Annotated in this window: 25 protein-coding genes; 16 read left to right on the top strand and 9 right to left on the bottom strand. The window is 71.2% G+C overall.

Translation table 11 applies throughout. The features are described from left to right. Window position 1 precedes the first annotated feature (1 nt). From ALIDE2_RS23010 to ALIDE2_RS23025, 4 genes are read left to right on the top strand one after another with little or no spacing between them, the layout of a single operon-like run. On the top strand, window positions 2–2,080 hold the full coding sequence (locus ALIDE2_RS23010) for an acetate--CoA ligase family protein (RefSeq protein WP_013521052.1): 2,079 nt from the start codon (window positions 2–4) through the stop codon (window positions 2,078–2,080). Continuing rightward, the gene (locus ALIDE2_RS23015; RefSeq protein ID WP_013521053.1) at window positions 2,077–3,444 is read left to right on the top strand and encodes an acetyl-CoA carboxylase biotin carboxylase subunit; all 1,368 of its coding nucleotides are present in this window, start codon (window positions 2,077–2,079) and stop codon (window positions 3,442–3,444) included. The genes ALIDE2_RS23010 and ALIDE2_RS23015 overlap by 4 nt, the downstream gene beginning before the upstream one ends. A gap of 11 nt (window positions 3,445–3,455) precedes the next feature. Next, window positions 3,456–3,668: an acyl-CoA carboxylase biotin carboxyl carrier protein subunit gene (locus tag ALIDE2_RS23020; RefSeq protein WP_013521054.1), complete on the top strand. Its 213-nt coding sequence runs from the start codon at window positions 3,456–3,458 to the stop codon at window positions 3,666–3,668. Beyond that, the gene (locus ALIDE2_RS23025) at window positions 3,665–4,099 is read left to right on the top strand and encodes a PaaI family thioesterase (RefSeq protein WP_013521055.1); all 435 of its coding nucleotides are present in this window, start codon (window positions 3,665–3,667) and stop codon (window positions 4,097–4,099) included. The genes ALIDE2_RS23020 and ALIDE2_RS23025 overlap by 4 nt, the downstream gene beginning before the upstream one ends. A 26-nt stretch (window positions 4,100–4,125) precedes the next feature. On the opposite strand, the gene ALIDE2_RS23030 is transcribed toward ALIDE2_RS23025, so the two are convergent. Next, window positions 4,126–4,611 (bottom strand): NUDIX hydrolase, encoded by a 486-nt coding sequence (locus ALIDE2_RS23030; protein ID WP_013723272.1) that lies wholly within the window; start codon window positions 4,609–4,611, stop codon window positions 4,126–4,128. 96 nt (window positions 4,612–4,707) lie between these two features. On the opposite strand from ALIDE2_RS23030, the gene ALIDE2_RS23035 reads away from it, so the two are divergent. From ALIDE2_RS23035 to ALIDE2_RS23050, 4 genes are all read left to right on the top strand, one after another. Further along, window positions 4,708–5,091, top strand: a complete 384-nt coding sequence (locus tag ALIDE2_RS23035; protein ID WP_013723273.1) for a hypothetical protein — start codon at window positions 4,708–4,710, stop codon at window positions 5,089–5,091. 109 nt (window positions 5,092–5,200) lie between these two features. Next, window positions 5,201–7,318: a TonB-dependent copper receptor gene (locus ALIDE2_RS23040; protein WP_013723274.1), complete on the top strand. Its 2,118-nt coding sequence runs from the start codon at window positions 5,201–5,203 to the stop codon at window positions 7,316–7,318. A 256-nt stretch (window positions 7,319–7,574) separates the two neighbouring features. Next, window positions 7,575–8,003: a PaaI family thioesterase gene (locus ALIDE2_RS23045; RefSeq protein ID WP_238530074.1), complete on the top strand. Its 429-nt coding sequence runs from the start codon at window positions 7,575–7,577 to the stop codon at window positions 8,001–8,003. Window positions 8,004–8,052: 49 nt separating this feature from the next. Further along, complete coding sequence (locus ALIDE2_RS23050) at window positions 8,053–8,931, top strand: IclR family transcriptional regulator (RefSeq protein WP_013723276.1); 879 nt, start codon at window positions 8,053–8,055, stop codon at window positions 8,929–8,931. A gap of 34 nt (window positions 8,932–8,965) precedes the next feature. Here ALIDE2_RS23050 and ALIDE2_RS23055 read toward each other — a convergent pair whose 3' ends face one another. The 5 genes from ALIDE2_RS23055 to ALIDE2_RS23075 all read right to left on the bottom strand — a co-directional run bounded on the left by ALIDE2_RS23055 (window position 8,966) and on the right by ALIDE2_RS23075 (window position 14,857). After that, a complete protein-coding gene (locus ALIDE2_RS23055) occupies window positions 8,966–9,943 on the bottom strand; it encodes a Bug family tripartite tricarboxylate transporter substrate binding protein (RefSeq protein WP_013521061.1) in 978 nt (325 codons plus the stop codon). Between the two features lie 35 nt (window positions 9,944–9,978). Next, complete coding sequence (locus tag ALIDE2_RS23060) at window positions 9,979–11,172, bottom strand: CaiB/BaiF CoA transferase family protein (RefSeq protein WP_013521062.1); 1,194 nt, start codon at window positions 11,170–11,172, stop codon at window positions 9,979–9,981. Window position 11,173: 1 nt separating this feature from the next. Further along, window positions 11,174–12,313: an FAS1-like dehydratase domain-containing protein gene (locus ALIDE2_RS23065; protein WP_013723277.1), complete on the bottom strand. Its 1,140-nt coding sequence runs from the start codon at window positions 12,311–12,313 to the stop codon at window positions 11,174–11,176. A gap of 39 nt (window positions 12,314–12,352) precedes the next feature. Beyond that, on the bottom strand, window positions 12,353–13,903 hold the full coding sequence (locus tag ALIDE2_RS23070) for an acetate--CoA ligase (RefSeq protein WP_013723278.1): 1,551 nt from the start codon (window positions 13,901–13,903) through the stop codon (window positions 12,353–12,355). 246 nt (window positions 13,904–14,149) lie between these two features. Beyond that, window positions 14,150–14,857: a riboflavin synthase gene (locus ALIDE2_RS23075; RefSeq protein WP_013723279.1), complete on the bottom strand. Its 708-nt coding sequence runs from the start codon at window positions 14,855–14,857 to the stop codon at window positions 14,150–14,152. Between the two features lie 129 nt (window positions 14,858–14,986). On the opposite strand from ALIDE2_RS23075, the gene ALIDE2_RS23080 reads away from it, so the two are divergent. Continuing rightward, window positions 14,987–15,601, top strand: a complete 615-nt coding sequence (locus ALIDE2_RS23080) for a LysE family translocator (protein WP_013521066.1) — start codon at window positions 14,987–14,989, stop codon at window positions 15,599–15,601. Between the two features lie 6 nt (window positions 15,602–15,607). Here ALIDE2_RS23080 and ALIDE2_RS23085 read toward each other — a convergent pair whose 3' ends face one another. The 3 genes from ALIDE2_RS23085 to ALIDE2_RS23095 all read right to left on the bottom strand — a co-directional run bounded on the left by ALIDE2_RS23085 (window position 15,608) and on the right by ALIDE2_RS23095 (window position 18,228). Next, window positions 15,608–16,981 carry a sensor histidine kinase gene (locus ALIDE2_RS23085; RefSeq protein WP_013521067.1) on the bottom strand — a complete coding sequence of 458 codons (1,374 nt, stop codon included), beginning with the start codon at window positions 16,979–16,981 and terminating at the stop codon, window positions 15,608–15,610. Window positions 16,982–17,233: 252 nt separating this feature from the next. Then, window positions 17,234–17,911 (bottom strand): response regulator transcription factor, encoded by a 678-nt coding sequence (locus ALIDE2_RS23090; RefSeq protein ID WP_013521068.1) that lies wholly within the window; start codon window positions 17,909–17,911, stop codon window positions 17,234–17,236. Continuing rightward, entirely contained in the window at window positions 17,911–18,228 is a 318-nt protein-coding gene (locus ALIDE2_RS23095; protein WP_013521069.1) for a PepSY domain-containing protein, read from the bottom strand. The genes ALIDE2_RS23090 and ALIDE2_RS23095 overlap by 1 nt, the downstream gene beginning before the upstream one ends. 138 nt (window positions 18,229–18,366) lie before the next feature. Between ALIDE2_RS23095 and ALIDE2_RS23100 the strand changes: the two genes are divergently transcribed. From ALIDE2_RS23100 to ALIDE2_RS23130, 7 genes are all read left to right on the top strand, one after another. Next, the gene (locus tag ALIDE2_RS23100; RefSeq protein WP_013521070.1) at window positions 18,367–18,678 is read left to right on the top strand and encodes a PepSY domain-containing protein; all 312 of its coding nucleotides are present in this window, start codon (window positions 18,367–18,369) and stop codon (window positions 18,676–18,678) included. A 33-nt stretch (window positions 18,679–18,711) separates the two neighbouring features. Further along, entirely contained in the window at window positions 18,712–20,094 is a 1,383-nt protein-coding gene (locus tag ALIDE2_RS23105; RefSeq protein WP_013521071.1) for a ferredoxin reductase family protein, read from the top strand. A gap of 75 nt (window positions 20,095–20,169) precedes the next feature. After that, window positions 20,170–20,724, top strand: coding sequence for a cytochrome b (locus ALIDE2_RS23110; protein ID WP_013521072.1), 555 nt, complete (start codon window positions 20,170–20,172; stop codon window positions 20,722–20,724). Between the two features lie 48 nt (window positions 20,725–20,772). Continuing rightward, complete coding sequence (locus ALIDE2_RS23115; RefSeq protein WP_013521073.1) at window positions 20,773–21,141, top strand: PepSY domain-containing protein; 369 nt, start codon at window positions 20,773–20,775, stop codon at window positions 21,139–21,141. A gap of 22 nt (window positions 21,142–21,163) precedes the next feature. Then, entirely contained in the window at window positions 21,164–21,643 is a 480-nt protein-coding gene (locus tag ALIDE2_RS23120) for a DUF2271 domain-containing protein (RefSeq protein WP_013521074.1), read from the top strand. A 2-nt stretch (window positions 21,644–21,645) separates the two neighbouring features. Next, window positions 21,646–23,850 carry a PepSY domain-containing protein gene (locus ALIDE2_RS23125; RefSeq protein ID WP_193353133.1) on the top strand — a complete coding sequence of 735 codons (2,205 nt, stop codon included), beginning with the start codon at window positions 21,646–21,648 and terminating at the stop codon, window positions 23,848–23,850. Next, on the top strand, window positions 23,831–24,808 hold the full coding sequence (locus tag ALIDE2_RS23130) for an FAD:protein FMN transferase (RefSeq protein WP_013723281.1): 978 nt from the start codon (window positions 23,831–23,833) through the stop codon (window positions 24,806–24,808). The genes ALIDE2_RS23125 and ALIDE2_RS23130 overlap by 20 nt, the downstream gene beginning before the upstream one ends. Window positions 24,809–24,844: the final 36 nt, after the last annotated feature.

Below are 24,844 nucleotides of genomic sequence, written 5' to 3' on the forward strand. Positions count from 1 at the left end.
CATGTCGCTTTTGCGCGCCTTGAATCCCCGCGCCGTCGCCATCCTGGGCGCTTCGGACAACCCCATCAAGCCGGGCGGCCGGCCCATCGCCTACATGCTGCGCCATGGGTTCGCCGGCCGGATCCTTCCCGTGAACCCCAAGCGCAGCGAGGTCCAGGGGCTCCCCGCCTTCCCTTCGCTGCGGGAACTGCCCGCCCCGCCCGATGCGGTAGTCATCAGCCTGCCCAGCGAAGACGTGGCCGCAGCCATCGACGACTGTGTGGCCGTTGGCGCCAGCATGGCCGTGATCTACTCGTCCGGCTTCGCCGAGCTGGGCGACGCCGGACGCGCGCAGCAGGCCGAACTGCTCGCACGCGCGCAGCGCGGCGGGCTGCGCCTCTTCGGCCCCAATTGCCAGGGGGTGGCCAACTTCTCCACCGGCGCCATCCTCAACTTCTCGACGATGATCAACGAGAACCCTCCCGAGGACGGGCCGGTGGCCATCGTCAGCCAGAGCGGCGCCGGCGCGGCCATTCTCTACGGCGGTCTGCGCCGTGCGGGCATCGGCATGCGCTACATGGTCTCCACGGGCAACGAGGCCGACGTCTGCGCAGCCGAGGCCGTGCGTACCGTGCTGGGCGACGAGCACATCCGCCTCGTGGTGCTCTACCTGGAGACCCTGCGCCAGAGCGCGCAGCTGGCCGAAGCCGCACGCCTGGCCCGTGCGCGCGGCGTGCCCATCCTGGCCGTGAAGGCCGGGCGCACCAGCGCGGGCCAGGCCACGGCCAGCTCGCACACCGGCGCCCTGGCTGCCGAGGACGCGCTGGCCGATGCCTTCATGCGCCAGCACGGCATCGTCCGGCTGACGGACTTCCGCGAGCTGATCGACTACGCACCGCTGTTCCTGTCGCAGCCCACGCCGCGCGGCCGCCGGGTGGTGAGCATCAGCAACTCCGGCGCCACCTGCGTGCTGTCGGCCGACGCGGCCGAGGATTTCGGCCTAGCCATAGGGCAGTTCGACGCCGCCACGCTCGCAGGACTCACGCAAGCCCTGCCGTCCTATGTGACGGCGCGCAACCCCATCGACATGACCACGGCCCTGCTGGGCAAGCCGGACACCTTCGGCAAAACGCTCGCAGTGCTGTCCGGCAGCGGTGCTGCCGATCTCGTCCACGTGGGCTTTCCCATCGGCGGCGAAGGCTACGACTTCGCGGACTTCGCCGCCCAGGCCAGTCGCTTCGCGCGGGACAGCGGCATCCCCATCGCGGTGAGCGTCAACCAGGACTGGGTGGCCGCAGCCTTCCAGGCGCAGGACGTACCCACCTTCTGGAGCGAGCGCGCCGCCATGCGAGGGCTGGCGCTGCTGGCCGAACGGGTCGGCGCGGGCTACGGCGCCGGCGCGGCTGCGGCGCCCTGTGCTGCTGCGGCATCCACCACGCTGGACGAGCCTTCCAGCCTGGCACAGCTGCACGAGGCGGGCCTGCCCGTGATGCGCCACATGGTCGTCGCCAGCGAGGCCGAGGTGCGCGCGGCTTTCGGCACGCTGCCCGTGCCGCTGGTCGCCAAGGGTGTCTGCGCCGACCTGGCCCACAAGTCCGAGCATGGCCTGGTGCGCCTGGACATCCGCTCGGCGGACCAGGCCGTGCAGGCATTCCATGATTTCGCGGCCACGCTGCGCCGCCTGGGCGCCAGGGACGGCGGCATGCTGCTGGGTGCGCAGCACAGGGCCGATTTCGAGCTGGCCCTGGGCGCCCATGTCGACCCCGAATTCGGCGTGGTCGTAATGATCGGCCAGGGCGGGGTGCTGGTGGAGGCGCTCAAGGACGTGCAGTTTCTCGTGGCCCCGTTCGACCGGGCGCAGGCGCTGGAGGCGATCGGGCGCCTTGCCATCGCCCCCGCCTTCGCCGCGGTGCGCGGCATGCCCGCGGTGGAGCCTGGCGCCGTCGCCGACATGATGGTGCGCCTGGGCGACTGGATGCTGGCCCAGGCCGGGCACGTGCAGTCGGTGGACGCCAACCCCGTGCTGGTGGCGCGCGGCGCACAGCAGCCCCCCGTCATCGTGGACGCCGTGGTGGCCGTGGCACGGAAGGAGACGGCATGACCGACGCTCCCCGCGCCATCCGCCGCGTTCTCGTCGCCAACCGCGGCGCCGTGGCGGCCCGCGTGATCCGCACACTCAGGCACATGGGCATCGAGTCCGTGGCCGTTCATTCCGAGGCAGATGTCGATCTGCCCTATGTGCGTGCAGCCGACCAGGCCGTGGCCATCGGCCCATCGCCCACGCAGCAGAGCTATCTGAACCAGGCGCGCCTGCTCGAAGCGGCACGCGAGACCGGGGCCGACGCCGTGCATCCCGGCTATGGTTTCCTGTCGGAAAGCGCGGCATTCGCCGAGGCCGTGCAGCAGCAGGGCCTGTGCTTCATCGGTCCGTCGCCACGCTGGATCCGCGCCCTGGGCCACAAGACACAGGCGCGCGAATTCATGGCCGCCCATGGCATGCCACAGTCGTCCAGCTCGCCGGTGCTGCACGGCGCCGGCGACGCCCTCGCGGCGGCGGCGCGCATCGGCTACCCGGTGCTGGTCAAGCCCGCCGGCGGCGGAGGCGGCATCGGCATGCTGCCCGCACGCAGCCCGCAGGAACTGGATGCCGCCTGGGCCAAGGCCAGCGGCATCGCCGCGAAGTTCTTCGGCAATGCCGATCTGTACCTCGAAAGGCTGGTCGAGGCGCCGCGCCACATCGAATTCCAGGTGCTAGCCGACCGGTACGGCAATGTGCGCGTGCTGTTCGAACGCGATTGCTCCGTGCAGCGCCGGCACCAGAAGGTGGTGGAGGAGGCACGCCCCACGGGCATCCCCGAAGAACGGCTTGCCGACATGCGGCGGCTGCTCTCAGACCTGCTCTCACGCGTCGGCTACGACGTGATCGGCACGGTGGAGACGCTCTACACACCCCAGGACGGTTTCATGTTCCTGGAGATGAACACGCGGCTGCAGGTGGAGCATGCGGTGACCGAGGAGGTCACGGGCATCGACATCGTCGAGGCGCAGATACGCCTGGCCGCCGGCGAACCCATGCACGACGTGCTGCCCGGACAGCCCACCGCGCGCGGCCACGCCATCGAGGCCCGCATCTATGCCGAGGACCCGGTGCGCTTCCTGCCCTCGCCGGGCCAGCTCACGCGCTTCGACCTGCCCTGCGGCGACGGCCTGCGCGTGGAAACCGGCTATGCCCAGGGCTGCGCCGTCACGCCCTTCTACGACCCCATGGTCGCCAAGCTCGTGGCCCATGGCAGCGACCGGGCCCAGGCCATCGCCCGGCTTGGCAGCGCCCTCGCCCGGACCCACATCGAGGGCGTCAAGACCAACACGGTCTTCATCCAGAAGATCCTCGCGCACGCCGACTTCCTGGAAAACCGCATCGACACCGGCATCGCCCAGCGCGTGCTGGACAACACCCAAGCCTGAAGGAACACACCATGACCACCATCGAAAGCCCCATCGCCGGCCTCGTCGCCGCAGTGGAAACCACCGAGGGCAGCGCCATCGAAGCGGGCGCCACTCTCATCATCGTAGAGTCCATGAAGATGGAGATCCCCGTCGAGAGCGAGGTCGCGGGCGTGGTACGCCAGCTGTTCGTGACCGCGGGCGAGCAGATCGCCGAAGGCCAGGCCGTGGCGGAGATCGGATGAGCGCCGCACCCACCACGGACGACCTGCAGGCCGCGGCCCTCGCGCGGGGCTACTTCGGCATCGACGTGCCCTTCATGGCATACATCGGCCTTGAGCCCGTGGGCCTGGAGCCCGGCCTGGCACGCACGCGGCTGCCGCTGCGGCCGGAACTGGCCAACAGCCGCGGACACGGCCATGGCGGCGCGCTCATGAGCGCGCTGGACTTCACACTGAGCGCCGCAGCGCGCTCGGGCAACCCGTTGGGGCTGGGTGTGATCACCATCGAGATGAACACCCATTTCCTGGCCCCGGCGACCACGGACCTGCTGATAGAGGCCCGCGTCCTGCGCGAAGGCGCGCGCATCGTGTTCTGCGAGGGCAACGTTACCGATGCCGGAGGCAACACCGTCTGCACGGCCCGCGCCGTATTCAAGCTCGTGGCGCTGAGCTGAATGCTCAAGCGCCCGGCGCTGGAATTTCAGCGCGGCGGCTGCAGCACGCTCGCGTCGGTGTGGATCACATCCAGCGGCATGCGCCGCCCGCCCAGGTAATCCTCCAGCGAGAGCAGCACAAACGGGCTGCGGTGGCGCGCGCGGCAGCTGCGCAGTTCGTCGGGCGTGAGCCACACGGCGCGCACGATGCCGTCGTCGAGCGCACGCCAGGCGTGGTGCGCGCCCACGCTGCCGGCGAAGGTGATGCGCAGGTAGGTGATGTCGTCGCCCGTGCGCGTGCGCCGGAAGCGGTTCAGGTACACGCCCACCAGGGCCGTGGGCTCGAAGTCGTAGGCGGTTTCCTCGAGCACCTCGCGCACGCAGGCATCGACGGGCGATTCGCCCGGGTCCAGGTGGCCCGCGGGATTGTTCAGCCGCAGCCCGTCCGCCGTGTTCTCCTCGACGAACAGGAAACGCCCCTCGCGCTCGACGATGGCGGCCACGGTGACGTTGGGTTTCCAGCGGTTTGGCATGGCGGGGATTATCGCCAGCGCGTCTGACAGTTTTCTTGCCGGCCGTGCGCTGGGTCAAGCCCGGGACCACGCCCCCACAGGGATAATCCCTGCCGCATGCTGGAGCGCATTCGCCATCGCCGACGCCTAGGCACCGCGGTACTCGCGGTGTTCACACTCGCGTGGCTGGTGGCGCTGTTCGCCAGCGTGCAGGTGCGGCTGGTCCTGCCGCAGCCGGGGCCACTGCACATGGAGGTGTGCAGCGCCGACCCGCACGAAGCGGCCGCACCCGAGGCCGACGCGCATGCGGGCCACCATGCGGACCCCGGCTGCCTGCTGTGCATCGCCCTGGGCACGCCGCCGGTCATGGCGCTGGCGGCCTTCCGCCAGCCCCTTCCCGTGGCCCAACAGGCGCGCCTCAGCCCTGCGGAGGCAGTGCCGGCCTGGCGCGCGCAGGCGCCGCTGCCGGCGCGCGGGCCGCCCCTGTCCGTCCACGCCTGATCCATCGGTTGCACCGGGCCGCCGCGGCCCGGCGCTTTCCCCTTCTTTTTGTCTGAACGCGACCTGCCCGCCCGTGCGCGGGCGTGCAGCGTTCAGGCGTGGATTCCTCATGACTGCAAACTTCTCCCGCGCGCCTGCACCGCATGGCGCCGCCCTGCCCGCCCGCGCACCCGGCTCGCGCCTGGCGCCCATTGCCTGCGCGATCGCCTGCGCGCTGCTGCCCGCCGTCCCCGCGCTGGCCGCCGGGGACGCGAACGCGGCCTCCGAGCGCACGCTGCGCGACGTGGTGGTCACGGCCGTGCACGACCATTCGCCCGTGCAGGTCGTGGCCGACCCAAAGCAGCCGCGCCAACCCATTCCGGCCAGCGACGCGGCCGACTACCTCAAGACCATTCCGGGCTTCTCGGCCATACGCAGCGGCGGCTCCAACAGCGACCCGGTGCTGCGCGGCCAGTTCGGCTCGCGCCTGCCGCTCCTGACCAACGGCACGCTGCTGCTGGGCGCCTGCCCGGGGCGCATGGACGCGCCCAGCTCCTACATCTCGCCCGAGACCTTCGACCAGCTCACCGTGATCAAGGGGCCGCAGACCGTGCTCTGGGGCCCGGGCGCATCGGCCGGCGTGGTGCGATTCGACCGCGAGCGGCCCGACTTCCAGGAGCCGGGCGTGCGCTTCAGTGCCAGCCTGCTCGGCGCCAGTGCCGGCCGCAATGACCAGACGGTGGACCTGGAGGCCGGCAACACGCAGATGTACGTGCGCGCGACGGCCAACCATTCCCACGGCCAGGACTACCGCGACGGCAATGGCCGGCGCGTGCCGTCGGCCTGGGACAAGTGGAACGCCGACGTGGCCCTGGGCCTGACCCCCGATGCCGACACCCTGCTGGAGCTGAGCGCCGGCGCCGGCGACGGCGAGGCACGCTACGGCGGCCGCGGCATGGACGGTACGCAGTTCCGCCGCGACAGCTGGGGCCTGCGCCTGGAGAAGACCCGCCTCACGCCCTGGCTGGCCAAGCTCGAAGCCCAGCTGTACTCCAACCGCGCCGACCACGTGATGGACAACTTCACGCTGCGCACCTTCGCGCCGGGCGGCAGCATGTCCATGCCCATGGCCAGCAACGTCAAGCGCGACACCAGCGGCGCCCGCGTGGCCGCCACGCTGCAATGGCAGCAGGACTGGCAGCTGGTGGCCGGGCTGGACGCCATGCGCAGCCCGCACGAGAAGCGCAGCGGCACGCCCAGCCAGCCCTACGCCGGCAAGCCCTGGCAGCGCGACGCCAAGTTCGAGAACCTGGGCGCGTTCGCCGAACTGGCCTGGCAGGCGCAGGCGGACACGCGCTGGGTGGGCGGCCTGCGCCTGGACCGCGCGCAGGCCTGGCGCTATCCCGTCGCCAGCGGCATGGGGGGCATGGGCGGCGGCATGGGCGCCGCGACCGGCGCCGACCACCGCACGCGCCCTGCCATGCCCAGCGGCTTCGTGCGCTGGGAACACACGCTGTCGCCGCAGGGCGCCTCGGTCTACGCGGGCCTGGGCCATGTGCAGCGCTTTCCGGACTACTGGGAGCTGATCTCCCCGGGCAACAGCGCCGCGAACGCCGGCAACGCCTTCGCCACGCTGCGCCCCGAGAAGACCACGCAGCTGGACCTGGGCGCGCAGTGGAAGGGCCAGGGCTGGCAGCTGTGGACGTCGGCCTACCTGGGCATGGTGCGGGACTACATCCTGTTCGACTACGCCGGCAAGGGCTCGGCGGTGCGCAACGTCGATGCGCGCACGGCCGGCCTGGAGCTGGGCGGCAGCCAGCGCCTGGGCACCGCCTGGACGATGCAGGGCACGCTGGCCTACGCCTGGGGGCGCAACTCCACCGACGACCGCCCCCTGCCCCAGATGCCGCCGCTGGAGGCGCGCCTGGGCCTGGAGTACGCGCAGGGCCCCTGGAGCGCGGGCGCCCTGTGGCGGCTGGTGGCCGCGCAGCACCGCTACGCCAAGGGCCAGGGCAACGTCGTGGGCCGCGACTTGGGCGCGAGCGCCGGCTTCGGCGTGCTGTCGCTGCACGCGGGCTACCGCCTGAACGAGCGCCTGCGGCTCACGGCCGGGGTGGACAACCTGCTGGACAAGAACTACGCCGAGCACCTGAACCTGGCCGGCAACGCCGGCTTCGGCTACCCGGGCGGCGTGCGCATCAACGAGCCGGGACGCACGCTGTGGCTGCGCGCGGACGTGAAGTTCTGAAATCCGGCAGCACTCAAAATCGATAGCTGCAGGCGCTTGCCACTTCTTGATTTCAGGTGGGAACAAACGGAAATTCATTGAATACCAAGCGCCGGCAGCTATCTTTTCGATAACGCGCTCTTCGTGTTGGTGTGAGTGATTTTTGTATTAATACAAAATTATTTTACTGATACACTCATCTGCGAAACCAACCACGATTGTGCCGCCGGCCTCCGGCCCCATGGAAGGCCCCGGCCGGTTCGCCATGGAGCGCTGCATGCCCCCCGAAGAGCTCGTTCAGCAGAATTGGAAGCGCCGCGACCTGCCCGGCTTCATGGGCCGGGCGGGGCCGCTGTGGACGCGGCGGGAGGGCGATGCATGGGCCTACGCCATCCTCGCGGACGAGGCGCACCTCAACCCCGCCGGCGTGGTGCACGGGGGCGCGCTGCTCACCCTGCTGGACCACGCCATCAGCAGCGTGGCCTGGGAGGCCTGCGGCCGGCTGCCCTGCCTGACGCTGCAGCTGGACACGCATTTCATCGGCCCGGTGCGCGCGGGCCAGCTGGCGCAGGCGCGCGCGCAGGTGGTGCGGCGCACCGGCACGCTGGTCTTCATGCAGGGAGATGTCTCGGTGGATGGGCGCACCGCCCTCGCCGCGCAGGCCCTCATGAAGGTCGTGCGCACGCCACGGGGCGACGCGCCATGACGGACGGCGCCCACGCTCTAAGATCGGCGCTGTCTCGCCGCCCCGCGCCATGACGGCCGCCGCCGCAAGCTGGCTGGGGCCCCTGGGACGGATCAACCCGCGAAGCTCCGCCATGCCCGCAAAGAAACAGGCCACCGCCTCCGACAAGAAAAAACCGGCCGCGCGCGCGGTGCGCGTGCGCCCCGTGCCCGCCGTCAGCCGCTCCATCGCCATCCTGCGCCTGCTGGGCCGCGTGGGCCAGCCCCTGGGCGTGAAGGCCATCGCCGACGAGCTGGCCCTGGTGCCCAGCACCTGCCTGCACATCCTGCGCGTGCTGGTGGCCGAGGAGCTGGTCACCTGGGATCCGGCCACCAAGCGCTACGCGCTGGGCAACGGCATGATCAGCCTGGCGCGCAGCGTGCTGGACCGCAGCGGCTTCCCGCAGCTGATCCAGCCCGTGCTGGACCGCCTGGCAGGGCGCTTCGGCGTCACGGCCATGGGCGTCGAGATCACGGCCAAGGGCACCGTGGTGGTGCTGGCGCTGTCCCACTCGAACCAGCCGTTTCGCGTGCACACGGACGTGGGCAGCCGCTTCGACACCCTGGTCAGCGCCACGGGCCGGCTCATCGCGGCGCATGGCGGCGAGAGCTGGGCGGAACTGCGCAAGAAGTTCTCGCAGATCCACTGGGACAAGGCGCCGCGCTTCGACACCTGGAAGAAGGAAGTGGAGCTGGCCCGCACGCAGGGCTTCAGCGTCGACCGGGACAACTTCATGGCCGGCCTGACGGTGGTCGCGGTGCCCGTCTTCACCGCGGGCGGGCGGTTCGCCTACACCGTGGTGGTCGTGGGGCTGAGCAGCCAGCTCACGACCGTGGCCACCGACCTGCTCGCGCAGGAGATGATGCGCGAGGCGCGGGAGATCTCCGGCCTGCTGGTCGAGGGAATCTGACGCGAGGAGGGCCCGTATCGGGCCCTCGGTCTTCTCAGTCCGCGCGGATGCCCGCCGCCTGTATCAGCGGCCCCCACTTTCTGCGCTCGGCGCGCGCGAACTCGGCGAGCTGCGCCGGCGTGCCGCCCGCAGGCTCGAAGCCGAGGTCGAACAGCTTCTGGCGCGTCTCGGGCCGCGCCAGCGCCTTGTTGAGCGACGCGTTCAGGGCCGCGATCACGGCGGCCGGCGTGCCCTTGGGGGCGTACAGCGCGTTCCAGGCGATCACCTCGAAGCCGTCGATGCCCTGCTCCGCGATCGGCCTGACGCCCGGGACCAGGCCGCTGGGCCTGGCCGACGTGACGCCGATGGCCTTCACCTTCCCCGAGGCCAGGTGCGGGCGCAGGGCCGTGGGCGTGTCCACGATCACGGACAGCTGGCCGCCCAGCACGTCGGTCATCGCGTTGCCCGAGCCCTTGTAGGGCACGCCGAACAGCGCCGCGCCGGTGCGCTCCTTGAGCAGTTCGACCACCAGGCGCGCGGTCGTGCTTGGCATGGCGACGTCGGCCGACCTGGGGTTGTGCCTGACCGCCTTCAGCAGGTCGTTCGCTGAGGCGAAGTGCGCCCCGGCGTTGGCGGCCAGGACCATGGGGAAGGTGCCCACCAGGCCGATGGGCTCGAAGTCCTTCTCCGCGTCGAACGGCATCTTGGAGTAGAGGAACTGGTTGAGCACGTGGGTGGCGTTGGTGCCCATGATGAGCGTGTAGCCATCGCCCGGCGCCCGCGCAGCGGCCTCCGTGCCAAGGTTGCCGCCGGCACCGGGGCGGTTGTCGATGACCAGCGCCTGGCCGAGGTCCCTGGCCATCAGGTCGGCGATGTAGCGGGTCGCGATGTCCGTCCCCTGGCCCGCCGCATAGGCGACCACGACCCGGATGGGCTTGTCGGGGTAGGCGGCCTGTGGGCCCTGGGCGTGTGCCCCGGGCGCTCCCGCGAGGAAGCAGGCCGCGGCCGCGAGCACGATTGCAGGTTTGCGCATGGTTTTGTCTCCTTGTAGCTATCTTCAACGGGTTGTCATGCGGCCGCGGGCACGGGTGCCGCGCCGCTGGCATGCAGGGCCTGGCGCTGCGGCGCCGCGAACCCCAACTCCTGCAGCACCTCGTCGGCGTGCTGGGCGAAGGCGGGGGGCGGGCCTCCCGGCGCCCCGGGCGTCCCCGCCAGCCGCATGGGCGCGCGCAGGCCGGTGTAGTTGCCCGCGCGCACGACCATCTGCCGGTGCGCGCAGTGCGGGTGCGCCAGCGCCTGCGGCACCGAGAGCACGGGGCCCGAGGGCACGCCGGCGCGCATCAGGGCGTCGCACAGCGGGCCGCAGTCGTGGCGGGCGATGGCCGCCTCGATGGCGCACCGCAATGCATCGCGGTGCGCGAGGCGCGCGGTGTTGGACGCGAAGCGCTCGTCCTCCGCCAGGCCCTGCAGCCCCACGTGGCCGCAGAAGCGCCTGAACTGCCCGTCGTTGAGGATGCCGATGAACAGCTCGCCGTCGCGCGCGCGAAACTTGTCGTAGGGCGCGATGTTGGGGTGGGCGCTGCCCAGCAGCCCGGGGCTTTTCTGCGAGGCGAACCAGTTCGACGCGTGCGGCAGCAGCAGGCTGAGCGCCGTGTCGTACAGCGTCGCCTCCACGCGCTGCCCCTGGCCGGTGCGCGCCCGCGCCAGCAGCGCCATGAGGATCGCCGACAGCGCCACGTAGCCGGTGAGGTGGTCCACCACCGGGATGCCCACGCGGGTCGCGCCCGTGGCGGCGTCGCCGTTGATGCTCATCACCCCGCACAGGGCCTGCAGCACGGCGTCGTAGCCGGGCAGGCCGCCCAGCGGCCCGTCGGCGCCGAAGCCGGTCACGCTGCAGTACACGAGGCGCGGGTAGGCCGCGGCCAGCGCCTGCTCGTAGCCCAGGCCCCAGCGATCCATGGTGCCGGGCAGGAAGTTCTCGATGAGCACGTCGGCGCCCTCCAGCAGCCGGTGCAGCACCTGCTGCCCGCCGGGCGTGGACAGGTCCAGGCTGATGGAGCGCTTGCCCCGGTTGAGGGCCGAGAAGTAGGCCGCGTGGCCGTCCAGGTCGAACGGAGGGCCGAGCTGGCGGGTCTCGTCCCCGCCGGGCGGCTCCACCTTGACGACCTGCGCGCCATGGTCGGCCAGCATCTGGGTGCACAGCGGGCCCGCGAGCACGCGGGTCAGGTCCACCACCTTCAGGCCGTGCAGCGCAGCGCCCATTTCAGCCTCGCGAAGGCAGGACGACCATGCCGCCGCCCACGACCGACAGTTCGTCGTCCTGGTTGCGGGCCTCCTGCTCGATCTCGACCATGTGCCGGCCGTTCTCGATGAACTTGCGCTTGACGCGGCCCTTGATGAACAGCATGTCGCCCTCGGGGTTGTGGCGGCGGATCTTGCAGCTGGCCTTGTGCAGGAAACCCGTGTCGCCCATCCAGTTGGTCAGGTGGTGCGTGAGCCACGAAGTGCGCTCGGGGCCGTAGTCGTAGGCGCCGGGTGCGCCCACTTCCAGCGCGAAGTCTTCTTCCCAGTGCACGCGCTCGGGGCAGTCCGGGATGCCGAAGCGGTTCTTGATGCCCACGCCCGGGTGCTGGTCGATGAGCTTCCACGCGAGCTTGTTGGCGCGGATGTACAGGCCGCCCCAGCCCTGGGCGTAGGCGATGAAGCCGGTCACCGTCATCGGGCCCTTGAACATGGTGGGCAGCTCCTCGCCCTCCCGCACGTCCTCCCAGTAGCGCGGCGTGGCGCCGCGGATTTCCTCGTTGCGGTAGAGCTGGTAGGCCTCGCCCAGCTCCTCGTCGGTGTAGCGGCGCGGCTCGCGCGCGCGCACCTCCTGGTACTTGGTGCCCTGCTCGCGCGCATGGTCGCGCTCGGTGCGGAAGCACCAGCTGTCGGCCTCGGCCACCTTGTCGCCGGTCTGGTTGAAGAAGTCCACGTGGTAGATCTGCTGGACGGCGCGGCCGGCGAAGCGGGTCTGGTGCTCGATCAGGTCTTTCAGGTAGGCCTCGGTGTGGATGGCGTCGTTGCGGCGAATGGGCTTGTGCCACGTCCAGTCCGCGCCCGACCACATGGCATGCACGCCCGGCAGGCCGCCCACGTAGCCCGAGACGATGCGACTGGTGGCGAACAGAAAGCTCGGCAGCGCCACGATGCCGCCGTAGTGCGTCTTGGCCGCGTAGTCCGGGTCGCACCACAGCGGGTTGTCGTCGCCGATGCCGTGGGCGTAGTGGCGGATGTTGTCGCGCGTGGCCTCGTAGCACCATGGCTCGACGGTGTTGCCGATCTTCTGGCCGATGCGCTCGCGCAGTTCGTCGAGGCCGCTTTCCGTGATCTTGGGGAAGCTGCGCTGGGTGGTGGTGGACATGCTTGTCTCCTGTAGGGGTGGATGGGTGAACGGAATGGGTCAATGCGCGGCGGCGGCCTCGCGCTCGCGCAGCACCTTGCGGTGCACCTTGCCGGCGGGGGTCTTGGGCAGCTCGGGCACGAAGGCCACGTGGCGCGGGTATTCGTGCTGGCTGAGCTTGGAGCGCACCAGCTCCTGGATCTCCTGCACGAACGGCTCGCCGGGTGCGCGGCCGGTGACGACGAAGGCCTTGACGACCTGGCCGCGCACCTCGTCGGGCACGCCGATGGCGGCAGCCTCGAGCACGTCGGGGTGCAGCAGGATGGCGTTCTCGATCTCCACCGCGCTCATGGTCCAGCCGGCGGAGATGATCACGTCGTCGGCGCGGCCCGCGTGGTAGTAGTAGCCGTCCTCGTCCACGCGGCCCAGGTCCTTGGTCGGTATCCACTCGCCCTTGCGCAGCACCATGAGCTGGCCCGTGGCGCCGGGCGGGCAGGGGCGGCCCTCGGCGTCGTGCACCTCGATGCGCGTGCCCGGCACGGGCTTGCCGAGCGAGCCGCGCTTGACGGGGAAGTCCGGCGCGCCGGGGTAGCTCGCCAGCACCACGCCGATCTCGGTGGTGCCGTACATGCTGCAGACCTCCAGGCCGAAGGTCCGGCGCACGAAGTCGGCCGTGTCGTCGTCGATGGGCTCGCCGGTGAACGAGAGCTTGCCGAAGCAGTAGGCGTAGTCGCCCGCCTTGCCGCAGTTCTTCATCATGCGGTAGTGCGTGGCGGCGGCCGACATGTTGGTGAAACGGTGCCTTGACAGCGCCTGCAGCAGCCGCTCGGGATGAAAGCGCCCGCTGTACGCGCCCACCGTGAGCCCCATGCCCAGCGGCGCCAGCGTGCCGTGCCACAGGCCGTGCCCCCATGCGGGCGACGAGGGGCAGAAGAACCGGTCGCCCGGCCGCAGGCCCGTGCCGTACAGCGCCGCCACCGTGAGCGTGACCAGCGCCCGGTGCGTGTGCTTCACGGCATCGGGCAGCTCGCGCGTCGTGCCCGAGGTGTACTGGAACACCGCCAGGTCGTCGGCGCGCGTCTGCACCGCGTAGCGCGGGGGCAGCCCCTGCAGGCTGGCGTGGAACGCGTCGTCGTAGACGAGCGCCGGCACCTGCGTCGCCGAGACGGCGACCGGCATCTTCTGCGCGTTGGTGACGATCAGCGCGGGCTGGCAGTCATGGACGCGCAGGCGGATGCCGTCGGGCCCGAACAGCGTGAACAGCGGCACGGCGATGGCGCCGCGCTTGATGACGCCGAACATCGCCGTGTAGAAGGCGCGCGAGGGATCGAGCATGATCGCCACGCGCTGCCCGCGCTGTATGCCGCGCCGCTCCAGGTAATGCGCGAAGCGCGACGAATCCTCGGCCAGCTCGCGGTAGGTGATGACCTCGTCGGCGCCGTCCGCGTGGGCCACGATCAGCGCGTCGCGGCCGCTGTCCGCGTGCCGGTCCACGCACTCGTGGGCGATGTTGAGGCGCTCGCGGTCGCCATCGAAAAGCTCCCAGAGTTTCTCGGCCGAGAAATACGCCTGGGCGTCCGCATAGCTCTGGTAATCGGTGAGTCGGGGCATGGGGTGCGTGTCTCCTTTGAGGTGCACCCAGTTTCTGGATCCGGCTTGTTATTGTCAAATACAACTTTTATTTGTATATAGACAAATAAAATCCAGCCAAAAGCATGCCTTGTCCACCCCTGGAGGGGTATCGCTAATTCAAGGAAAATATGGCTCCAGCGCTTATCAGACAAGCGCCTGCAGCTACTCTTTCAGTAGCTTCGCGTCATGGCTGGAGAGGCACGGCCGCCGCGCCCCGCATGGGCATCAGCCCTTGGGCAGCGTCGGCACGCGCACGAAGTCTTCGAGCGACAGGCCGCGCTCGGCCAGCAGCGACTCGATGGCCGGGCGCAGCTGGCCCAGGCTTTCCTCCACGGCCTCGCGCACCGTGTCCACCACCACCTGGGTGCCGCGCTCGATCTCGATGTTGAGCGCGTCGCCCACGCGCTTGTCCTCGAACACCGTGGCGCGGCGCGTCTCGGGAATCAGCCAGACTTCGAACCAGCCCTCGGCGCGGTTCACCTCGGCCACCGTGAGGCTGGCGCCGTGGATGGCGATGTAGCCCTTGGCGAAGACGTAGCGGCGGAACGGCCCGGGCACCGACACGCGCCACACGAGGTTGTTCTCCAGCTCGCGCCGCTCGGCCAGCGTGCCGGTGAAGTCGATGTGGCCCGAGAGCGGATGGCCGCCGATCTCGGCCCCGTCCCTGGCAGCGCGCTCCACGTTCACGCGCGCGCCCACGGCATAGCCGCCCAGCGTGGTGATGTTCAGGCTTTGCAGCATCACGTCGAAGGTGGCGCGCGTGGGCGAGAGGATCTCGGTCACCGTCAGGCACACACCATCGACGGCCACGCTCGCGCCGATGGCCAGGTCCTGGCAGAAGCCTTCGGGAAAGTCGATGGTGAAGGTGCGCAGGCCTGCGCGGTCCTCGATGGCGGCGATGGTGGCGGTGGCCTGGACGATGCCTGTGAACATGGCTGCTGGCTGGAGGTGGTGCGAAAGCTTGGAATTGTGCCAGCAGGGGCCTTCAGCAGATCTGCCCAACGCCATCCATAGGGCTGCACCGGCTACGATGGCGCACCGCTCGATCCGAGGAGACTACGCATGGCTTTGCACACTTGGCTGCTGTATCTGGTGGCGGCGCTCGGCCTGTCGCTCACCCCTGGGCCCAACAGCCTGCTGGCGCTGACCCACGGCGCCTTGCACGGCCACCACCGTGCGCTCTACACCATTACCGGCGGTGCGCTGGGGTTTGTCTGCGTGATCGCGCTGTCCATGGTGGGCATCGGGGCATTGCTGCAGGCCTCGGCCCATGCGCTGCTGGTGCTCAAGTGGGCAGGTGGTGCGTACCTGGTGTGGCTGGGGGTGCAGCTGTGGCGTGCGCCGCCGCTGCAGCTGGAGGCGGCTGCGGACGTGGCCCGTGCCTCGCACCGCGGCATGATGTTCCGCCAGGGCCTGCTGGCGGCGGTGTCCAACCCCAAGGCGCTGCTGTTCTACGGCGCATTCCTGCCCCAGTTTATCGACCCGCAGCGCAGCCTGTGGTGGCAGTTCGCCATCATGGCTGGCACGTTTGGCGCGATCGAGTGCCTGGTGGAATACCTGCTGGCCCGAATGGCGCACCGCATCCGCCCGGCCCTGCAGCGCTTCGGCAAGCGGTTCAACCGCGTCTGCGGCGGCGCCTTTGCGGTCATGGGCGCGTCGCTGCCGCTGACGCGCTGACCCCCTTCAGGCCGCCACCGGCAGGCACAGCCGCAGGCGCGCGCCGCCCAGGGGCGACTGCCCGGCCTGCACGCTGCCGCCATAGGTGTCGGCCAGGGCGCGCACGATGTCCAGGCCCAGGCCGGAGCCGGGGCGCCGTTCGTCGAGCTGCACGCCGCGCTCGAACATGCGCTCGCGCTCGGCCTCGGGGATGCCGGGGCCGTCGTCGTCCACGGTGAAGCACAGCTGGCCCCCTTCGCGCCGCACATCCACCACGACGCGCGAACGCGCCCATTTGCCGGCGTTGTCGATCAGGTTGCCCAGCAGTTCGTACAGGTCCTGCGGCTCGCCGCGAAACGCCGCGTCCTGCGCGCCCTGGGCGAGCTCGAACGACAGGCCGCGCACGGCATGCAGGCGCTGCATGGTGCGCAGCAGCGCCCGCACGGGCTCGAGCACCGGCGTGGCCAGGCCGGTGGCGCGCACGGCGGCGGCGGCGCGCGCGCGCGCCAGGTGGTAGTCGACCTGGCGGCGCGCGGCGTCCACCTGTTCGCGCACCAGCGCGCCCAGCGGGCCCGGCTCCTGGGCGGCGGCGTTGGCCAGCACGGACAGCGGCGTGTGCACCGCATGCGCCAGGTTGCCCGCCTGGGTGCGGGCGCGCTGCACCATGTCGGCGTTCTCGGCCAGCATGTGGTTGAACTCGGTCACCAGCGGCTGCAGCTCCTGCGGGAACGGCCCCTGCAGCTGTGCGGCGGTGCCGGCACGCACGGCGGCCAGCCGCTGGCGCAGCAGTTGCAGGGGGCGCAGCGCGAGCTGCAGCTGCAGCACCACGGCCAGCGCCAGGCCGGCGGCCAGCACGCCCAGGGCGATGAGCAGCATGCGGGTGAAGCCCTGCAGCGGCTCGGCCAGCAGGGCCTGGTCGCCCGCCACCACCAGGCGCAGGGGCGGGGCGGCATCGTCGGGCAGCTGCAGCGTGCGTGCCACGGCCAGCAGCCGGTGGCCCTGGGCGTCTTGCAATGAAAGCACGCGGTAGCCCCGGGCGGGGTAGCCCTCGGGCGCGGGCGGCAGGACCAGCGCCTGGTCCCACAGCGAGCGCGAGCGCGCCACGGCCGCACGCGGCTCGTCGCCCAGGCGGTCGATCTGCCAGTACAGGCCCGACAGCGGCCGCTCCAGGCGCGGATCGGCCACCATGGGGGACACGACGAGCCGCCCGCCCGCCCCCCAGTCCACCACGGCGCTGAGCTGGTCGAGCTGCAGCACCAGCTGCGCCTGCAGCTGCTGCGTGATGTGGTCCAGGAACAGGGTGCGCAGCCCCCAGCCGGCGGCGGCGATGCTGAGCAGCATCCAGGCCAGCGTGCCGGCCAGCAGGCGCAGGCGCAGGGAACGTGTTGATGGTCTTTTCATGGTGCCCGTTGCCCCGCAAAGGCAGTGGATGCAAGGCGCCCACCGCAAGCCGCACTGATGTGCGGCGAGGATGGGCAACGCCGCAGACGCTGCCTTTGCGGGGCAACCCTTCGGGCAAGGCAGCAAAAAGCCGCACTCGTCGTTGCGCACCTTGCCCAGGCCACCAGCATGGCCCGCGGCGCGCGCCTAGAGTGCGGCTTTTTGCTGCCTTGCGGGCACCATGAAAAGACCATCAACACGTTCCGTCGCCCTTCATGCGCCGCCGCCCACGCCCACGTCCACCAGCCGGTAGCCCAGGCCGCGCACGGTTTCTATGCAACCCTCGGGCAGCTTCTTGCGCAGGCGGCCCACGAAGACCTCGATGGTGTTGGAGTCGCGCTCGCTGTCCTGCGGGTAGATGTGCTCGGCCAGCTCGGTGCGCGACAGCACCTCGCCCTTGCGCTGCATGAGCAGCGACAGCAGCTTGAACTCGTGGCTGGTGAGCGTGAGCGGCCGGCCATCGACCAGCACGCGCGCCTGGCGCGTGTCCAGCCAGATCGGGCCGCACTGCCACTGCGCGCTGGCGTGCTCGCCCACGCGGCGCAGCAGGGCGCGCAGGCGCGCCAGGAGTTCCTCCATGTGGAAGGGCTTGGCCAGGTAGTCGTCGGCGCCCGCGTCCATGCCCGCCACCTTTTCCTGCCAGCTGCCGCGCGCCGTGAGGATGAGCACCGGCATGTTGCGCCCAGCGGCGCGCCAACGGCGCAGCACCGACAGGCCGTCGAGTTGGGGCAGGCCCAGGTCGAGCACCACGGCGTCGAAGCTCTCCACGTCGCCCAGGTAATGGGCCTGCACGCCGTCGCCAGCGGACTCCACCGTGTGGCCGGCACCGGCGATGGCCTGCACGAGCTGTGCGCACAGGGTGGGCTCGTCCTCCACGACCAGGATCCGCATCAGAAATCTCCCTTGCGTTTGATCTTCAGCACGCGGCCGTCGACCGCGTCCACCTTGAGCTTGGCCATGCGTCCGTCCTTTTGCAGCAAGCGGATTTCGTAGACGTAGCGCCCATCGTCGCGCTCGAACTCGATCTTGAGCACCTGGCCCTGGTATTCGCGCTCGACCTTGTCCAGCACCTGGCGCAGCGGCAGCACCTGGCCCTGCTGCAGCGCCTCGCGGGCGAGCTCGTGATCGCGCTCGTCGGCATGCAGCGTGCCGCCGGCGCCCAGGATGCCCAGGGCGATCGCAAGCGGGACGATGGTGCGGCGATACATGTGCATAGGCCTGGTTTTATACGCACCGCGCGATGAACCTCCGATGAACGCCGCCTTCAGCAAGGGTTCAGGGTGGCTTTTCGAGAATTCCCGGCAGGCCAGGCGCCGTGCCGGGCCATCCATCAAGGAGTCATCGCCATGCAACAGAACATCCGCCGCTTCCTTGTCGCCATTGCCGCCGGCACCGCCGTGACCTGGGGCATCGCCCAGGCACAAGCTCCGGCCACGCAGGCCCCGGCAGCCGCCACCGCACCCGCGGCTGCGCAGCTGACCGTGCGCGACGTCTACGACCGCATGGAGGCCGCGGGCTACCGCGACATCCGCGAGATCGAATGGGACCACGGCCGCTACGAAGTCAAGGCCAGCAACGCCCAGGGCGAACGCGTGAAGCTGTACGTGAACGCCACCACCGGCGCCGTAGAGAGCACCCGTACCCGCACTCGCCGCTAAAAGCGCCTTCCATCCACCGACAAGGAGAACGTCATGCGCATCAAAGCGGTCCTGGGCATCTGGTTGCTCGTCATCACCCTGGCATGGATAGCGGTGGTGCCGGCCGGACCGGGCGTGCAACCGCTGTTCGATGCCCAGGGCGCGGCCACGGGCTGGTGGCAGTTGCGCCAGCATGCCCTGTACCTCACGGGGCTGTGGAGCATCGGCCTGATGGCCCTGGCCATGGTGCTGGCGCTGCGCCTGCCCTGGCTGGAGCGCCCGCTGGGCGGCATGGACCAAGTCTACCGCCTGCACAAGTGGGCGGGCATTGGCGCGGCCGTCGCGGCCATCGCGCACTGGGGCTCCAAGGAGTCGAGCGGCTGGATCAAGGCCCTGTGGGGCCGCGCCGGCAAACCCGAGCACGACGCCGTGCTGCCCTGGCTCACCGACGCGCGCGGCCTTGCCAAGGACCTGGGCGAATGGGCCTTCTACCTGCTGCTGGCCATGGTGGCCGTCACGCTGCTGACCCGGCTGCTGTCCTACAGGCCCTGGCGCCTGCTGCACCGCGCCATGCCGCTGCTGTTCCTGGCGCTGGCACTGCACACGGCAGCCCTGATGCCGCTCTCCTTCTGGGCGCTGCCGCTGGGCCTGCTCATGGGCACGCTGCTGGCGCTGGGCAGCTTGGCGGCCCTCTGGTCGCTGGCGGGCCGGATCGGCCGCGCGCGCAGCCACCAGGGGCGTATCCATGCCGTGCGCGCGCTCGGCGATGGCGGCCCGCTCGCACCCGTCGAGGTGGTCTGCTCCCTGCCCGCCAGCTGGCCAAGCCACCGTGCGGGGCAGTTCGCCTTCGTGCGCTTCGACCGTGCGGAGGGACAGCACCCCTTCACCATCGCCAGCGCCCCCGGCAGCCTGGGGCGCAGCGACCAGGGCGAGCCGCTGCTGCGCCTGGTCATCAAGCCACTGGGCGACTACACCCGCACCCTGGGCCAGCGCCTGCGCGTGGGCCAGCGCGTGGACATCGAAGGCCCCTACGGCCGCTTCGACGGCCGGGGCCGCCAGCGGCGCCAGCAGGTGTGGGTGGCGGGCGGCGTGGGCGTGACGCCCTTCCTGGCGCTGCTGGAGGCACGCCAGCCGGGCGCGGCCCCCGCGCGCGCCCATTCGCAACCCGTGCACATGCACTACTGCACCCGCGACGCGGCGCGCGACCCGCTGCTGCCGCGCCTGCGCCAGCTGTGCGCGCAGGCCCAGCCGCCCGTGCGACTCAGCGTGCACGACGACGCACTGGGCCAGCGCCTCACGCCCCAGGCCCTGGAGGCCACGGCCGGGCCGCTGGACATCTGGTTCTGCGGCCCGCAGGGCCTGGGCGAGCTGCTCGCGGCGCACGCCGGCGGCACGCGTGCCTGGCGGCTGCACCGCGAATCATTCGCCATGCGTTGACCCCGTGCAACAGGCCGAGGCCGGAACGCAGTTATGTTTCGGACTGCGAAGTCGCATGCCCCCATTGGAGAGACCATGAAACCGCTCGACAACCGCTACCACCCCCTGCTGATCGGTGTGCACTGGCTGACCCTGGCGCTGCTGATCGCCGTCTATGCGCTGATCGAGCTGCGCGGGATCTATCCCAAGGGCAGCGCGGCCCACGACCTGATGAAAACATGGCACTTCACGCTGGGCTTGACCGTGCTCGCCCTCGTCCTGGTCCGCCTGCCGCTGCGCCTGGCCTGGCGCGCGCCACCGATCACCCCTGCGCCGCCCGCCTGGCAGCATCGCCTGGCGACGGCCATGCACGTGGCACTGTACGTGCTGCTGCTGGTGCTGCCAGTGCTGGGCTGGCTCACGCTCTCTGCCAAGGGCAAGGCGATCCCATTCTTCGCGCTGCAACTGCCGCCCCTGATCGGCGCGGACAAGGCGCTGGGCAACAACCTGGAGCAGATCCACGGCTTCATCGGCGACATCGGCTTCCTGCTGATCGGCCTGCACGCCGGCGCCGCGCTGTACCACCACTACCTGGTGCGCGACGACACGCTGCGGCGCATGTGGCCTTCGCGCCCGGCGGCGCGGCGCTAGCGCCTTCGCCCAACGACCTGGTTCCGCTTGCAAAGAAAGGGCTCGACCATGAAATCCCTCATCCCCTGCCTGTTCGCCCTGTCCCTGGGCACCACGGCCTCCCCGGCGCTGGCCGACGACGATTGCGATGCCCCCGTCGGGCGCTGGCAGCCACGCGATGCCGTGCTGCAGCACGCGGCGCGCCAGGGCTGGCAGGTGCAGCGCCTGAAGATCGACGACGGCTGCTACGAGATCCGCGGCCAGGATGCCCAGGGGCGCGCCTTCAAGGCCCGGCTCGACCCCGAGACGCTGCGCGTGGTGAAGATGAAGTGGCGCGACCGCGACCACGAACGCCACCGCGAGCGCACCCGGGGCCAGGACGCGGCCCCCGCTGCCCCGCCGGCCCTGGGCACCACGCCGCGCGGCCAGACCGAATGACCCCCTGTACCGGAGAACCCATATGTCCACCAAACCCCTGCTGACTGCCATCGCCGCCGCCTGCGCGCTCGCCCTGCCCGCCCTGGGCCAGGCGCGCCAGGTCACCCTGACCACCCAGCTCAAGAACTACGGCGGCGACGGCGCCTACCTCGCCGTCTACCTCACCGACGCCAAGGGCGCCTACGCCGGCACGCTGTGGGTGGCCGGCGGCAAGGCCAAGTACTACAAGCATCTGTCGGACTGGAACCGCCTGTCCGCCGGCGACGCCAGGCGCCTGAACGGCGTGACCGGCGCCAGCGTGGGCGCGGGGCGCACGCTGAAGGTGACGGCCGACCTGGCCGACGCGCTGATCGACGCCGGCTACGAGATCCGCGTCGATGCCGCCGTGGAGGACATGCGCGACAGCCCCGGCGAGATCCGCCTGCCTCTGACCACGCAGAACGCCGGCAAGCCCCAGCCGGGCAGGCAGTACATCCAGTCGCTGACCTACCAGCTGCAATGACCATGGGCTGGAAATCCGTCCACCGCTGGCTCGGCCTGACCCTGGGCACCCTGGCCATGGTGCTGGGCCTGTCGGGCGCGCTGCTGGCCATCGATCCGCTGCAGCAGGCCTGGCAGGCCCCGGCCGCCGCGCCCGGCCTGCCCGTGGCCACGCTGGTGCAGCGAGTGCAGGCCGGCATGCCGGGCGTGGAGGAGATCCGCCGCCTTCCGTCGGGCGCCATCGCCGCCTTCGGTTTTTCCGGCGAGCAGGCGCAGGCGCTGTATGTCGATCCGGCCGACGGACGGCTGCTCGGCCCGTACCAGCCGTCGAGCATGCCGCGCTGGGTCAAGAACCTGCACCGTGCCCTGCTGCTGGGCGACGCCGGGCGCTGGGCCGCGGCGGGCGCGGCGCTGGCCATGGCGGTGCTGTCGGTGTCGGGCCTGGTGCTGCTGCTGCGCCGCATGGGCGGCTGGCGGCAGCTGGCGGGCCGGGTGCGCGGCACGCTGGCGCAGCGCCTGCACGTGCTCGCGGGCCGGGTGGTGCTGGCGGTGCTGTGCCTGTCCTCGGTGACGGCGCTGCTCATGAGCGCGTCTACGCTGGGGCTGGTGGCGCCCGGCGCCGGGCCCGAGCCCGAGGTGGCCTCCACCGCCGTCAGCGCCGCCCCCCTGCCTGCCGGCAAGCTTCCCCTGCTGCAGGACCTGCGCACGGGCGACCTGCGCAGGCTCAACCTGCCCGACGCCACCGACCCCACCGACACCTGGCAGGTCACCACGGTCCAGGGCCAGGGCTGGATGGACCGCTACAGCGGCCAGACCCTGGCCTGGCAGGAAGCGACGGCCGCCCAGCGCATCGACGACTGGGCGCGCGTGCTGCACACGGGCGAGAGCGCCTGGCCCTGGGCCGTGGTGCTGGGCCTGTCGGGCCTGAGCGTTCTGCTGTTCTGGGCCACCGGCGTGCTGATCTGGTGGCAGGAACGGCAGGGCGCGGTGCGCATCGCGGACAACTGCACTCTGCCGCAGGCCGACGTCCTGGTCTTCGTCGCCAGCGAGGGCGGCAGCACCTGGGGCTTTGCCCAGGCGCTGCACGGCGCGCTGGTGCGGGCCGGCCATCGCGTGCACAGCACGGGCCTGGAGCATTTCCAGACCACGCCCGCCACCCGGCAGGTGTTCATCCTGGCCGCCACCTATGGAGAGGGCCAGCCCCCGGCGCACGCGCGCCATGCCCTGCAGCGCATCGCCGCGCAGGCCGCAGGCGCCGTGCCGGTGACGGTGCTGGGCTTCGGCGACCGGCAGTACCCCTCCTTCTGCGCCTTTGCCCAGGCCATCGAGCAGACGCTGCGCGCCCGGGGCTGGCCCGCGCTGCTGCCGCTGGAATGCATACACCAGCAGTCCAGCCAGCAGTTCGCCCGCTGGGGCGGGGCGCTGGCGCAGGCGCTGGGCGAACCGCTCGCTATCGACTACCGGCCGCGCCTGCCGCCCACCACGGCGCTCACGCTGGTGTCGCGGCGCGACTATCCGGGGCAGGACGGCCGCCCCACGGCCATCCTGCGTTTCTCATGGCCGCGGCTGCCATGGCACGAACGCCTGCGCGGGCACGGCCTGGCGCGCTTTGCGGCGGGCGACCTGGTGGGCATCGTGGCGCCGGGCAGCGCCGTGCCGCGCTACTACTCGCTGGCCTCCGGCAGCGCGGACGGCTTTCTCGAAATCTGCGTGCGCCAGTGGCCCGGCGGCCTGTGCTCCTCGCACCTGCTGGGCCTCAAGCCGGGAGACGGCACCCAGGCCTTCATCCGCAGCAACCCGGGCTTTGCCCTGCAGGACCGGCCGCGCAGCGCGCTGCTGATCGGCGCGGGCACGGGCGTGGCCCCGCTGGCGGGCTTCATCCGGAGCAACGACGGCCGCACGGCCATGCACCTGTACTTCGGCGCGCGCGACCCGGCGCGCGACTATTACTTCGAGCCCGAGATCCAGCGCTGGCGCGACGAGCAGCGCCTGGCCAGCGTGCAGACCGCCTTCTCGCGCGTGCCCGGGGGCGGCTACGTGCAGGACGTCCTGCGCCGCGACCGCGAGCGCCTGCGCGCGCTGCTGGCCGGCGGTGCCATCGTGCGCGTGTGCGGCAGCCGCCCCATGGCGCAGGCCGTGGCACAGGTGCTGGACGACATCCTGGGCACGCTGGGCCTGAGCGTGCGCGAGCTCAAGGTCAAGGGGCGCTATGCCGAAGACCTGTTCTGAGGCCGGGGCGCCCCTCACGCGCCTGCAGCTGCACGGCCCCGCCATGGGCACGCGCTGGTCAGTCGGCTGCGACGCGCCCGCAGGGATGGACCACAAGGCGCTGCATGCCGCCCTGCAGGCCGCCGTGGCACAGGTAGACGCGCAGATGTCGCCCTACAAGCCGGACAGCGACCTGCTGCGCCTGAACCGCGCACCCGCCGGCGCCTGGATCGACCTGCCCACCGAAATGCTGCAGGTGCTCGCCCGCGCGCTGGAAGTCTGCCGCCTGAGCGGTGGCGCCTTCGAACCCGCCGTGGGCGCGCTCGTCGATGCCTGGGGCTTTGGCGCCGCGCGCGATGCGCCCGACGCGCAGGCCATCCACGCCGCCCGGGCCGCCCATGCCGCGCCCCGCCCGCCGACGCACCAGGCGCTGGAACTGGACCTGCCCGCGGGCCGCGCGCGCAAGCACGCCCCGCTGCAGCTCGACCTGTGCGGCATCGCCAAGGGCTATGCGGTGGACCGCATGTGCGACATGCTGCAACGGCACGGCGTGCGCCACGCGCTGGCGGCGCTCGACGGCGAGTTGCGCGCCCTCGGCCCCCAGGCCGACGGCGCCCCCTGGGCCGTGGCGCTGGAGAGCCCCCTGGAGGGCCGCCGCAGCGCGCAGGGCGTGATCGAACTGCAGGACCTGGCCGTCGCCACCTCGGGCGACTACCGGCGCTTCGTGCGGGTGGGCCAGACGCGCCTGGCGCACAGCATGGACGGACGCCGCGGCGCGCCGGTGAACAACGGCGTGGCCTCCGTCACCGTGCTCGCACCGAACTGCATGGACGCCGACGCCTGGGCCACGGCGCTGCTGGTGGCCGGCCCCGGCGAAGGCCTGGCCCTGGCGCAGCGCCTGGGGCTGGAGGCGCTGTGGCTGCTGCGCCGCGGCGGCGCGCTGGTGCAACTGGGGCTGGGGCGGTTCGGCGGCGCGTGAACGGCGGGTGAACCCGGCATTCAGCACCGGTTCACC

Source organism: Alicycliphilus denitrificans K601 (assembly GCF_000204645.1).
GTDB lineage: Bacteria > Pseudomonadota > Gammaproteobacteria > Burkholderiales > Burkholderiaceae_C > Alicycliphilus > Alicycliphilus denitrificans.

Coding starts and splice junctions, on each gene's coding strand:
- ALIDE2_RS23010 (WP_013521052.1), top strand. CDS start 2: ATGTCGCTTTTGCGCGCCTTGAATCCCCGCGCCGTCGCCATCCTGGGC.
- ALIDE2_RS23015 (WP_013521053.1), top strand. CDS start 2,077: ATGACCGACGCTCCCCGCGCCATCCGCCGCGTTCTCGTCGCCAACCGC.
- ALIDE2_RS23020 (WP_013521054.1), top strand. CDS start 3,456: ATGACCACCATCGAAAGCCCCATCGCCGGCCTCGTCGCCGCAGTGGAA.
- ALIDE2_RS23025 (WP_013521055.1), top strand. CDS start 3,665: ATGAGCGCCGCACCCACCACGGACGACCTGCAGGCCGCGGCCCTCGCG.
- ALIDE2_RS23030 (WP_013723272.1), bottom strand. CDS start 4,611: ATGCCAAACCGCTGGAAACCCAACGTCACCGTGGCCGCCATCGTCGAG.
- ALIDE2_RS23035 (WP_013723273.1), top strand. CDS start 4,708: ATGCTGGAGCGCATTCGCCATCGCCGACGCCTAGGCACCGCGGTACTC.
- ALIDE2_RS23040 (WP_013723274.1), top strand. CDS start 5,201: ATGACTGCAAACTTCTCCCGCGCGCCTGCACCGCATGGCGCCGCCCTG.
- ALIDE2_RS23045 (WP_238530074.1), top strand. CDS start 7,575: ATGCCCCCCGAAGAGCTCGTTCAGCAGAATTGGAAGCGCCGCGACCTG.
- ALIDE2_RS23050 (WP_013723276.1), top strand. CDS start 8,053: ATGACGGCCGCCGCCGCAAGCTGGCTGGGGCCCCTGGGACGGATCAAC.
- ALIDE2_RS23055 (WP_013521061.1), bottom strand. CDS start 9,943: ATGCGCAAACCTGCAATCGTGCTCGCGGCCGCGGCCTGCTTCCTCGCG.
- ALIDE2_RS23060 (WP_013521062.1), bottom strand. CDS start 11,172: ATGGGCGCTGCGCTGCACGGCCTGAAGGTGGTGGACCTGACCCGCGTG.
- ALIDE2_RS23065 (WP_013723277.1), bottom strand. CDS start 12,313: ATGTCCACCACCACCCAGCGCAGCTTCCCCAAGATCACGGAAAGCGGC.
- ALIDE2_RS23070 (WP_013723278.1), bottom strand. CDS start 13,903: ATGCCCCGACTCACCGATTACCAGAGCTATGCGGACGCCCAGGCGTAT.
- ALIDE2_RS23075 (WP_013723279.1), bottom strand. CDS start 14,857: ATGTTCACAGGCATCGTCCAGGCCACCGCCACCATCGCCGCCATCGAG.
- ALIDE2_RS23080 (WP_013521066.1), top strand. CDS start 14,987: ATGGCTTTGCACACTTGGCTGCTGTATCTGGTGGCGGCGCTCGGCCTG.
- ALIDE2_RS23085 (WP_013521067.1), bottom strand. CDS start 16,981: ATGAAAAGACCATCAACACGTTCCCTGCGCCTGCGCCTGCTGGCCGGC.
- ALIDE2_RS23090 (WP_013521068.1), bottom strand. CDS start 17,911: ATGCGGATCCTGGTCGTGGAGGACGAGCCCACCCTGTGCGCACAGCTC.
- ALIDE2_RS23095 (WP_013521069.1), bottom strand. CDS start 18,228: ATGTATCGCCGCACCATCGTCCCGCTTGCGATCGCCCTGGGCATCCTG.
- ALIDE2_RS23100 (WP_013521070.1), top strand. CDS start 18,367: ATGCAACAGAACATCCGCCGCTTCCTTGTCGCCATTGCCGCCGGCACC.
- ALIDE2_RS23105 (WP_013521071.1), top strand. CDS start 18,712: ATGCGCATCAAAGCGGTCCTGGGCATCTGGTTGCTCGTCATCACCCTG.
- ALIDE2_RS23110 (WP_013521072.1), top strand. CDS start 20,170: ATGAAACCGCTCGACAACCGCTACCACCCCCTGCTGATCGGTGTGCAC.
- ALIDE2_RS23115 (WP_013521073.1), top strand. CDS start 20,773: ATGAAATCCCTCATCCCCTGCCTGTTCGCCCTGTCCCTGGGCACCACG.
- ALIDE2_RS23120 (WP_013521074.1), top strand. CDS start 21,164: ATGTCCACCAAACCCCTGCTGACTGCCATCGCCGCCGCCTGCGCGCTC.
- ALIDE2_RS23125 (WP_193353133.1), top strand. CDS start 21,646: ATGGGCTGGAAATCCGTCCACCGCTGGCTCGGCCTGACCCTGGGCACC.
- ALIDE2_RS23130 (WP_013723281.1), top strand. CDS start 23,831: ATGCCGAAGACCTGTTCTGAGGCCGGGGCGCCCCTCACGCGCCTGCAG.